At 72.6% G+C, this 10877-nt stretch carries 7 protein-coding genes; all 7 read right to left on the bottom strand.

The window, feature by feature from the left end; all coding sequences use genetic code 11:
• Positions 1-4: 4 nt before the first annotated feature.
• Positions 5-1216, bottom strand: a complete 1212-nt coding sequence (locus RIF68_RS14120) for a phosphoglycerate kinase (RefSeq protein ID WP_309051578.1) — start codon at positions 1214-1216, stop codon at positions 5-7.
• A 113-nt stretch (positions 1217-1329) separates the two neighbouring features.
• The gene (gene gap / locus RIF68_RS14115) at positions 1330-2340 is read right to left on the bottom strand and encodes a type I glyceraldehyde-3-phosphate dehydrogenase (protein WP_309051577.1); all 1011 of its coding nucleotides are present in this window, start codon (positions 2338-2340) and stop codon (positions 1330-1332) included.
• A 220-nt stretch (positions 2341-2560) separates the two neighbouring features.
• Complete coding sequence (locus RIF68_RS14110) at positions 2561-5512, bottom strand: M14 family zinc carboxypeptidase (RefSeq protein ID WP_309051576.1); 2952 nt, start codon at positions 5510-5512, stop codon at positions 2561-2563.
• A gap of 152 nt (positions 5513-5664) precedes the next feature.
• Positions 5665-6654 (bottom strand): DNA-binding protein WhiA, encoded by a 990-nt coding sequence (gene whiA / locus RIF68_RS14105; protein ID WP_030205996.1) that lies wholly within the window; start codon positions 6652-6654, stop codon positions 5665-5667.
• Positions 6645-7682, bottom strand: coding sequence for a uridine diphosphate-N-acetylglucosamine-binding protein YvcK (yvcK, locus tag RIF68_RS14100; RefSeq protein WP_309051575.1), 1038 nt, complete (start codon positions 7680-7682; stop codon positions 6645-6647). The genes whiA and yvcK overlap by 10 nt, the downstream gene beginning before the upstream one ends.
• Positions 7679-8653, bottom strand: coding sequence for an RNase adapter RapZ (gene rapZ, locus RIF68_RS14095; RefSeq protein WP_309051574.1), 975 nt, complete (start codon positions 8651-8653; stop codon positions 7679-7681). Before rapZ ends, yvcK begins: the two co-directional genes overlap by 4 nt.
• On the bottom strand, positions 8650-10644 hold the full coding sequence (gene uvrC, locus RIF68_RS14090; RefSeq protein ID WP_309051573.1) for an excinuclease ABC subunit UvrC: 1995 nt from the start codon (positions 10642-10644) through the stop codon (positions 8650-8652). The genes rapZ and uvrC overlap by 4 nt, the downstream gene beginning before the upstream one ends.
• Positions 10645-10877 lie beyond the last annotated feature (233 nt).

The following is a 10877-nucleotide window of genomic DNA, read 5'->3' as shown; positions in this document are numbered from 1 at the left end:
GGGGTCAGTCCTCCAGTGCGGCGAGGCCGGGAAGCGTCTTGCCCTCGAGGTATTCGAGGGAGGCGCCGCCGCCGGTCGAAATGTGGCCGAATGCCTTCTCGTCGAAGCCCAGGGTGCGGACGGCCGCAGCGGAGTCGCCGCCGCCGACCACGGTGAACGCCGGGGAGTCGGCGAGCGCCTGGGCGACGGCCTTGGTGCCCTCGGCGTAGTCGGGGTGCTCGAAGACGCCCATGGGACCGTTCCAGAAGACGGTGGCCGCGTCGGCGAGCTTCGAGGCGTAGAGCTTACGGGTCTGAGGACCGATGTCCAGGCCCTCCTCCGTCGCGGGGATGGCGTCCGCGGCGACGGTGGTCGGGTTGGCCGGGGCCTTGGTCTTCAGGTCGGGGAACTCGGGCGAGACCAGCACGTCGACGGGGAGGACGAACTCCACGCCGCGCTGCTCGGCGCGCGCCAGGTAGTCCCGGACGGCCGGGATCTGGTCCTCCTGGAGCAGGGAGATGCCGACCTCGTGGCCCTGGGCCTTGAGGAAGGTGTAGGCCATGCCGCCGCCGATGAGGATGCGGTCGGCCTTCTCCAGGAGGTGGTCGATGACCCCGAGCTTGTCGGAGACCTTCGCGCCGCCGAGGACGACCACGTACGGCCGCTTCACGTCCTCGGTGAGCTTCTTCAGGACGCCGACCTCGGTGGCGATGAGGGAGCCGGCGGCGTGCGGGAGGCGCGCCGGGAGGTCGTAGACCGAGGCGTGCTTGCGGTGCACGGCGCCGAAGCCGTCGCCGACGTAGAGGTCGGCGAGGGCGGCCAGCTCGTCGGCGAAGGCGCCGCGCTCGGCGTCGTCCTTCGAGGTCTCACCGGCGTTGAAGCGCAGGTTCTCGATGACGGCCACCCGGCCGTCCGAGAGGCCGGCGACGGTGGCCCGGGCGGACTCGCCGACGGTGTCGGTCGCGAAGGCGACGTCGGCGCCGAGCAGCTCGCCGAGGCGCGCGGCGGCCGGTGCGAGGGAGAACGCCGGGTCCGGGGCGCCCTTGGGGCGGCCCAGGTGCGAGGCGACCACGACGCGGGCGCCGGCCTCGGCCAGCGCCTTGACCGTGGGCACGACGGCGCGGATACGGCCGTCGTCGGTGATGGTGGTGCCGTCGAGCGGCACGTTGAGGTCGGCGCGGACGAACACCCGCTTGCCGGAGACGCCTTCGGCGAGAAGCTCGTCGATCGTCTTCATCTGTTCACAGACTCCTTGGTACGCGGTGGAGCACACGAGACAGGGCTCGCACAGCGCGGCGTTGCGCTGCCCGAGCCCTGCTCACATCGAAAGCCTGCCCTGAACCCTAGAGCTTAGAGCCGGCCGCCGACGAAGACGGTGAGGTCGACGAGACGGTTGGAGTAGCCCCACTCGTTGTCGTACCAGCCGAGGATCTTGACCGAGTTGCCCTCCTGGACCATCGTCAGGGAGGCGTCGAAGGTGCAGGACGCCGGGTCGCTGACGATGTCCGAGGAGACGATCGGGTCCTCGGTGTAGAAGAGGATGCCCTTGAGCGGGCCGTCCTCGGCCGCCTTCTTGAAGGCGGCGTTGACCTCGTCCTTGGTGACCTCGCGGTCGAGGGTGACGACCAGGTCGGTGGCGGATCCGGTCGGGACCGGGACGCGCATGGCGATGCCGTCCAGCTTGCCCTTGAGCTGCGGGAGGACCAGGGCGGTGGCCTTGGCGGCGCCCGTCGTGGTCGGGATGATGTTCTCCGCGGCGGCGCGGGCGCGGCGCAGGTCCTTGTGCGGGAAGTCCAGGATGCGCTGGTCGTTGGTGTACGCGTGGACCGTGGTCATCAGGCCCTTGACGATGCCGAAGTTCTCGTCGAGGACCTTGGCCATCGGCGCGACACAGTTGGTGGTGCAGGACGCGTTGGAGATGACGTCGTGGTTCGCCGGGTCGTACTTGTCCTGGTTGACGCCCATGACGATGGTGATGTCCTCGTCCTTGGCCGGAGCCGAGATGAGGACCTTCTTGGCGCCGCCGGCGAGGTGCTTGGCGGCGTCCTCGCGCTTGGTGAAGATGCCGGTCGACTCGATGACGATGTCGACGCCCAGCTCGCCCCAGGGGATGTCGGCGGGGTTGCGCTCGGACAGGACCTTGATGGTGTGGCCGTCGACCGTGATGGTGTCGGCGGTGTGGGTGACCTCCGCCTTGAGGCGGCCCAGGATGGTGTCGTACTTCAGCAGGTGGGCCGTGGTCGCGGTGTCACCCAGGTCGTTGACGGCCACGACCTCGATGTCAGCACCCTGCTCAAGGAGCGCTCGGAAATAGTTCCGGCCGATGCGGCCAAAGCCGTTGATGCCTACGCGGATCGTCACGAACCGATCTCCTCGTTAGGTACGCCGGTGCACTCGGCGCCGGCGAGAATTTTTGTTTTTTTGGGATGTCCCCGACCGCTTACGACCCTACCTCTCCGGGAGCCGCCGGGTGACATCGAGCGCGTTCCGGCGAGCCCGGAACGTGAGGAAGGGGGGCCCACGGCCCGTACCTACCGGCGGGTACGGGCCGTCTTGGGACCTTTGTCCCGACTACTCTCCGTCAGCGCCGCAGAGCCGTGAGGGCACGGCCGAGGAGCCGTCCGCGCTCCCCCGGGTCCGCCACGTGTTCGAGCCCGAAGCCGAGCAGGACGGTGTCGTGGGTGGTGACCGCGGCGTGCGAGCGGAACAGCGCAGGTGAACGCTTCCAGTCCGAGGCGTTGCCCGGGCTGCCCGCCGGAGCGCCCGGGACGGACCACGCGCCGAGCGAGGTCTCGAAGCCCTCGGTCTCGCTCGCGGCACCGGTGACCAGGCGGACGTCGTCCACGAAGGCGCCGGTCCCGCCGGTGCCCGGGTCGGAGACGTACGAGAAGGACAGCTCGACCTTCCTGCCGGCCCAGGCGCTCAGGTCGACGGAGGCCTGCCGCCAGCCGTTGGAGGGCCCGGTGAAGGCGTGCCAGGCACCGGAGGTGCCGGTGGCCGCGCAGTCGTCGGCGCCGACGGTGAGGTAGTGGGCGAGGAAGGGGTGGCCGCGCACGTAGTAGCCCTCGCCGCAGTCGGCCGGGGGCTCGGCGGAGGTCCCGCCGTTGCGGTCGGGCAGGGTCGTCCAGTCGTCCTGGCCGGCGGTGCGGGCCTCGACCACCAGGTGGTCGTAGCCGGGCTCGGTGTCGTGACTGATCTGGAAGTCCAGGCGCGGCGCGGCCGCCGCGGCGACCCCGGTCAGGTCGACGGTCCTGGTGAGCCGGGCCCAGGTGTCGTCGGCGTGGGTGAGTGCCGCGAAGGAGGTGCCCTCGGCGGGCTCGAAGGGGGTGCGGACGCCGGGGTAGCCGCCGGCGGCGGCGCTGCTCGCGAACTGCGGGAAGGTCCTCGGGTCGAGGGTGTCGGAGGTGACCGTGTACGCCCCGGCGTCGTCCGGCGGGTTGTCCCCGGCGGGGCCGAGGGCCGCTCCGGCGCCGCCGAGGCGGCCGCTTCCGGCGAAGGAGGCCGGGCCGTTCAGGCCCGCCCGGCGGTGGGCGCCGAGGTAGTACTGGGCGAAGTCGTCGGTCTCGGCGCGGCCGACCCGGGTGGGCCCGCCGGACTTCTCGCCGGCGTTGACCAGCTTGCCGCCCTCGTTGAGATAGGCGCGGACGGCGAGCTGCACGGGGCCGGAGGGGCGCTCCGCGCCGGTGTACCAGACGACGGTGCGGAAGTGGGACAGGACACCGAGGGCGTGCGGGGTGCCCTGGGTGGCGACGTCCCAGACGGCGGCGCGGCGGCCGGTGGCGGCGAGCGCCTTCACGTACGTGCCGGTGTGCCGTGCGGCGGCGGTGCCGCCCTCCTCGGCGAGGACGAGGACGTCACCGCGGGGCCGCTCGGCGACGGTGTACGTGAACGGGGCGGAGGCGGTCGCCCGCCCCTGGCCCGTGCGGGCGGTGAACCGCACCTCCACGGTGTCTCCGGGCCGGGCACCGCGCACGGCGGCCCGGTACTGGTCGAAGTACAGGTTGTCCTCGCCGCCGAAGGTCTCGCCGCCCTCCCAGGCCTCCAGCGGGACGCTGCGGGCGCGCCCGCCGTTGATCCGGTAGGTGAGGGTCTTGCCGCGCAGGCTCTTGCGCGCGGTGACGGCGACCTCCTGGTCCCCGCCGCCCGCGTAGGAGGTGGTGAAGGTGTCGGGGGTGAAGTCGGGGGCCTCGGCGCCGACCGGGGAGACCGGCCGGTCGGGGCGGGCCGCGGACTCGGCGACGGCCAGCGCGAAGGGGACGTTCTTGGCGAACTCGGCCTGGATCAGCTTCTCGTCGTCGGGGAAGGTGAAGACGGAGGCGCAGTCGGCCGGTTCCCAGGCGTCGTTCGGATCGGCCCGGGAGGCGGTGGCGCAGGTCGACATCTCCGGGGTGAACATCTGCATGCCGTTGACGTTGGCGGCGTGGCCGTCCGCCTCGCCGTTGGTGATGTACAGCTCGGAGGAGACCTGGGGCCGGTAGCCGGGCACGGCCGGGTTCTGCGGGGTGCCCGCGAGCGCCTTGAGGGCGGTGTCGTCGGGCGTGTCGGTGGCGACCTGCCAGCCGACGCCGTACAGCAGGAGCTGCGCGGCGGAGTGGTAGTTGATGCCGTACGAGAAGCCGATGCGCTTCTGGAAGGCGTCGAGGGCGCGGGTCTCGGGCTCCGACATGGGGCCGGGGCCGCGGTAGGTCTCGTCGGCCGGGTCGGGGGACGAACCCTCGTTGTCGTAACCCCACTTGTAGGCGAAGTTGCGGTTGAGGTCGACGCCGTCGCCCGGGGCGATCCGGCCGTCGCCGTCGTTGTCGCGGAGGTTCTTGCGCCACTGCCGGTTGGCCGGGTCGGCGTGGGTGAAGTCGTAGCCGTCCGGATTGGCGGAGAGGACGAACCACAGTTCGGTGGAGTCGACGATGCGGGTGATCCGCGGGTCCCGGCCGTAGTGGTCGAGGTAGTGGTGGAGCAGCCGCCGGGTCATCTCGGGCGTGATCCACTCGCGGGCGTGCTGGTTGGAGAGGTAGAGCGTGGCGGGCCGTGAGCCGTCCTTGGCGCGCGGGGCGCCCTTGGTGACCTTGACGGCGAGGATGTCCTGGCCTTGGACGGTCCGGCCGAGGGAGACGACCTTCGTGAGGTCCGGACGGGCGCGGGCGGTGTCCAGGATCTCCTGCTTGAGGCCGCCGGGTCCGCTGTACGGGCGGAAGACGCCGTCCCCGGCGGCGGCGGCACGCCGCTCGGCCCCCGCGGGCGGGATGTGCTCGGTGAGCGCGACGCCCCGGGCGCGCAGCTGCCCGGCCTGGTCGCCGGTGAGGTGGAGCTCGAGGGTGGCGGTGCCCCGGTCGGGCACCTGCTCGGTCAGTTCGTGGGCGTCGGTCCCGGCCTCCAGGAGCAGGGGCACCTGCTCCTGGGTGACCTCGGCGCGCCAGACGGAGAGGGTGTCGCCGCCCTCCGGGTCCTTCGGCTGTGCTCCGGCGGCGGGTGCCGCCGTCACTCCGGCGATCAGCAGTGAAGCCGCGGCGAGGATGGATCTCGCTCTGCGTCCCATGAGCCCCCCTTGCTGTGGTCCGTCACGAAGGTGAACGGACGCCAGGCTTCTGGGGACCCGGAGTGGTGTCAAGGGTGCCTCGCGGGCCGTTCACACGACTGCCGGTGCCCGGAGAAGGGCACCGGCAGGGCGGACCGGAGGGTTCCGTACGGTCAGCCGACGAGGCTGTCGTCCAGCTCCTCGGTGAGGTTGGACTCGGTCCCGGGGATGCCGAGATCCTGGGCCCGCTTGTCGGCCATGGCGAGCAGCCGGCGGATGCGGCCGGCGACGGCGTCCTTGGTCAGCGGCGGGTCGGCGAGGGCGCCCAGCTCCTCCAGGGAAGCCTGCTTGTGCTCCATGCGGAGCCGGCCGGCGGCGGCGAGGTGCTCGGGCACCTCCTCGCCGAGGATCTCCAGGGCGCGCTGCACCCGGGCTCCGGCGGCGACCGCGGCGCGGGCCGAGCGGCGCAGGTTGGCGTCGTCGAAGTTGGCCAGCCGGTTGGCGGTGGCGCGGACCTCGCGCCGCATCCGCCGCTCCTCCCAGGCGAGCACCGACTCGTGCGCGCCGAGCCTGGTCAGCAGGGCGCCGATGGCGTCGCCGTCGCGGACGACGACCCGGTCCACGCCCCGTACCTCACGGGCCTTGGCGGCGATGGAGAGCCGGCGGGCCGCGCCGACCAGGGCGAGGGCGGCCTCGGGGCCGGGGCAGGTGACCTCCAGGGAGGAGGACCTGCCGGGCTCGGTGAGCGAGCCGTGGGCCAGGAAGGCACCGCGCCAGGCGGCCTCGGCGTCACAGGTGGCCCCGGAGACGACCTGCGGGGGCAGGCCGCGGATGGGGCGGCCGCGGCCGTCGACCAGGCCGGTCTGGCGGGCCAGCTGGTCGCCGCCCGCCACCACCCGTACGACGAAGCGGGAGCCGCGGCGCAGTCCGCCGGGAGCCATCACGATCAGCTCCGAGCTGTGGCCGAAGATCTCCATGATGTCCCGCTTGAGCCGGCGGGCGGCCATGGCCGTGTCCAGCTCCGCCTCGATCACGATGCGCCCGCTCACCAGGTGCAGCCCGCCCGCGAACCGCAGGATCGACGAGACCTCTGCCTTCCTGCAGCAGGTCCGGGTGACGGGGAGCCGGGAGATCTCGTCCTTCACCGCTGCCGTCATCGCCATGGGCCGATCCTTCCATGCATCCGAAAAATACGGTCGTACGCGGCGGCCAACCGCTCCGGGTCGTGCTTCGGAGCACCGTCGGCCCTGGCCACCGGCGCCAGCTCGACCGCGGCGCCGAGCCGCTTGGCGGCGTCGACCAGGGGTTCCCTCGCTGACACGTCGGGCACGGCGGCCTCGTCGGCCAGCACCACGTCCAGGGCGAGTTTAGGGGCGTGTCGTCCCAAAACCTCCAAATGACGCTGCGGGGAGAACCCCTCGGTTTCTCCGGGCTGCGGCGCCAGGTTGAGGGAGAGCACCTTCCGGGCCTTCGTCTCGACCAGCGCGTCGAGCAGTTCGGGCACCAGGAGGTGCGGGATCACCGAGGAGAACCACGAGCCGGGACCGAGGACCACCCAGTCGGCGTCCAGGACGGCGGCGACGGCCTCGGGGACGGCGGGCGGGTCGTGCGGGACCAGGTGCACGGACTGCACCTCGCCGGGGGTGAGCGCCACCGTCGCCTGGCCCCGGACCACGTCGACGTCGTCCGGGCGGGCCGGGTCGTGGCCCCGTACCAGGGCCTGGAGCTCCAGGGGGACGGCGGACATCGGCAGCACCCGGCCCTGGGCGCCGAGCAGGCGCCCCACCAGGTCGAGGGCCTGCACGGGGTCGCCGCCGAGCTGCTCCCAGAGGGCGACGATCAGCAGGTTGCCGACGGCGTGGCCGCCCATCTCGCCCTTGGAGCGGAAGCGGTGCTGGATGACCCGGGCCCAGGTCTGGCCCCAGTCGTCGTCGCCGCAGAGCGCGGCGAGCGCCTTGCGCAGGTCACCCGGGGGCAGGACGCCCAGCTCCTGGCGGAGCCGGCCGCTGGAGCCGCCGTCGTCGGCGACGGTGACGACGGCGGTGAGGTCGCCGGTGATCCGGCGCAGCGCGGCGAGGGAGGCCGACAGGCCCATGCCGCCGCCCAGCGCGACGACCTTGGGCTGGGCCCCGCGCCTGCGGAGCGTACGCCGCACCGTGAGGGTGGACGTGCGCCGACGGTACGGCTTCACTCGCGCCCCATGTCCCGGTGCACGACGACGGTCTCGACCCCTTCGGCGGCGAGGCGGGCGGCGAGGCGCTCGGCGGTGGCCACGGAGCGGTGCTTGCCGCCCGTGCAGCCGACGGCCACGGTCACGTACCGCTTGCCCTCGCGGCGGTAGCCGGCGGCGATCAGCTGGAGCAGCTCGGTGTAGCGGTCCAGGAACTCCTTGGCACCGGGCTGGTTGTAGACGTAGTTCGCGACCTCCTCGTTGAGGCCGGTGAAGGGCCGCAGCTCGGGGACCCAGTGGGGGTTGGGCAGGAAGCGCATGTCGACCACGAGGTCGGCGTCGACCGGCAGGCCGTACTTGAAGCCGAAGGACATGACGGTGGCCCGCAGCTCCGGCTCCTCGTCGCCGGCGAACTGGGCGTCCATCTTGGCGCGCAGCTCGTGCACGTTGAGGCTGGAGGTGTCGATCACCAGGTCGGCGTCGCCCCGCAGCTCGCGCAGCAGGTCGCGCTCGGCGGCGATGCCGTCGGTGATGCGGCCGTCGCCCTGGAGGGGGTGCGGCCTGCGGACGGACTCGAAGCGCCGGACGAGGGCCTCGTCGGAGGACTCCAGGAAGACGATCCGGCGGGTGACCTGCTTGGCGTCCAGGTCGGCGAGGGACTCGCGGAGGTTGTCGAAGAACTGCCGGCCGCGGACGTCGACGACGACGGCGATGCGGGCGACGTTGCCCTGGGAGCGGGCGCCGAGCTCCACCATGGTGGGGATCAGCGCGGGCGGCAGGTTGTCCACGACGAACCAGCCGAGATCCTCCAGGCACTTGGCCGCGGTGGACCGGCCGGCCCCGGACATGCCGGAGATGATCACCAGCTCGGGAATGGCCGCCTCGGCGCCGTTGTCACCGGGGGTCTCCTTCGTGCCCGTACTCACGTGTCCTGCTCCGTCTTCTCGGTCGTGCCCGCCGTGCGTGGGGTGCTGCTCGTCGTGCTCGGTCATGCGGTGGTGCCCCCGTCGTCTTCCATGATCTCTCCTGTCGCCGTGTTCACGGCGGGTGCGGCCGGGGCCGTCCGGGCGAGGGCCACGGCGACCGCCTCCGCGGTCTTCCTGCCCATGCCGGGAACCGCGCAGATCTGCTCGATTGTCGCCTGCCGGAGCCGCTTCACCGAGCCGAAATGCTTGATCAGGGCCTGTTTCCGGGTGGCACCGAGGCCGGGGACGTCGTCGAGGGGGCTGGTCCGGATGCGTTTGGTCCGCTTGGACCGCTGGTAGCGGATGGCGAAGTCGTGAGCAGTGTCACGCACGCGCTGCAGGAGGTAGAGGCCCTCGCTGGAGCGGGGCAGCACCACCGGGTCGTCCTCGCCGGGGAGCCACACCTCCTCCAGGCGCTTGGCGAGGCCGCAGACGGCCACGTCGTCGATGCCGAGCTCGTCCATGGCCCGCCGGGCGGCGGCGACCTGCGGCTGCCCGCCGTCGACCACCACGAGCTGCGGCGGGTACGCGAAGCGCTTGGGGCGGCCGTCGTCCTCGCGGCCCTCGGGGACGGCCGGGACCTCCCCGTCCACCGGGAGGTCCCACTCGCCGGTCCGCTCCTTCTCGGCCAGGTAGCGCTTGAAGCGGCGGCCGATCACCTCGTACATGGACCGGACGTCGTCCTGTCCCTCGAAGCCCTTGATCTGGAAGCGGCGGTACTCGCTCTTGCGGGGCAGTCCGTCCTCGAAGACGACCATGGACGCCACCACGTCCTCGCCCTGGAGGTGGGAGACGTCGAAGCACTCGATCCTGAGCGGGGCGGAGTCCAGGCCCAGGGCGTCGGCGATCTCCTCCAGGGCCCGCGAGCGGGTGGTGAGGTCGCTGGCGCGCTTGGTCTTGTGCAGGACGAGGGCCTGCTGCGCGTTGCGCGCGACCGTCTCCATCAGGGCCTTCTTGTCGCCGCGCTGCGGTACGCGCAGCGACACGCCGGAGCCCCGGCGGCCGGCGAGCCAGGCGGAGAGCGCCTCGGCGTCGTCGGGGAGCGCGGGGACCAGGACCTCCTTGGGGACCGCGTCGCCGCTCTCCTCGCCGTACAGCTGCTGGAGCGCGTGCTCGACGAGCCCGGCCGTGTCGACGGCCTCGACCTTGTCGGTGACCCAGCCGCGCTGGCCGCGGACGCGGCCGCCGCGGACGTGGAAGATCTGGACGGCGGCCTCCAGCTCGTCCTCGGCGAGGGCGATGAGGTCGGCGTCGGTGGCGTCGGCGAGGACGACCGCGTTCTTCTCCATGGCCCGGCGCAGGGCCTGCAGGTCGTCGCGGAGCCGGGCGGCCCTCTCGTACTCCATGTCCTCGGCCGCCGCCGTCATCATCTTCTCCAGGCGGCGCAGGTACGTGCCCGTGCGGCCGGCCATGAAGTCGCAGAACTCCTCGGCCAGTTCGCGGTGCTCCCCGGGGGAGACACGGCCGACGCAGGGCGCCGAACACTTGCCGATGTAGCCGAGGAGGCAGGGACGGCCGGCCGAGGCCGCGTTGCGGAAGACGCCGGCCGAGCAGGTGCGGACGGGGAAGACGCGGAGCATCAGGTCGACGGTCTCGCGGATGGCCCAGGCGTGCGCGTACGGCCCGAAGTAGCGCACGCCCTTCTTCTTGTGGCCGCGCATGACCTGGACGCGGGGGAACTCCTCGTTCAGCGTGACCGCGAGGTAGGGGTAGGACTTGTCGTCCCGGTACTTGACGTTGAACCGGGGGTCGAACTCCTTGATCCAGGAGTACTCCAGCTGCAGCGCCTCGACCTCGGTGGAGACCACGGTCCACTCCACGGAGGCGGCCGTGGTGACCATCGTGGCCGTCCGCGGGTGCAGGCTCGCGAGCGGCTGGAAGTAGTTCGCGAGCCGCTGGCGCAGGGACTTCGCCTTGCCGACGTAGATCACCCGGCGGTGCTCGTCACGGAACTTGTAGACCCCCGGCGAGTCGGGGATCTGACCCGGCTTGGGGCGGTAGCTGGAGGGGTCTGCCATGCTCCCCACCCTACTGGCGGCCACCGACAGCCCGGCCTCCGCCGGGAGCGCCCCCGGCGGGGGCCGGGGGCACGGTCCGGGCCCGGGGGTGGGGGCCCCGGGCCCGGAGTGCGGGGCGGTCCGCCCGCCGCCCGCTCAGCCCTCCGCGCGGGCGCGGCGGCGCAGCGCCGCCGCGGCCGTCAGGGCGAGCGCGAGGACCGCTCCCGCCCCGGCCGCCGCGGAGGCGGCGGTGA

This window comes from Streptomyces sp., from assembly GCF_031178505.1.
GTDB classification, from domain to species: domain Bacteria; phylum Actinomycetota; class Actinomycetes; order Streptomycetales; family Streptomycetaceae; genus Streptomyces; species Streptomyces gulbargensis.
The sequence above is the reverse complement of the archived record's forward strand: the minus strand, read 5'-3'. Positions and strand labels throughout refer to the sequence as shown.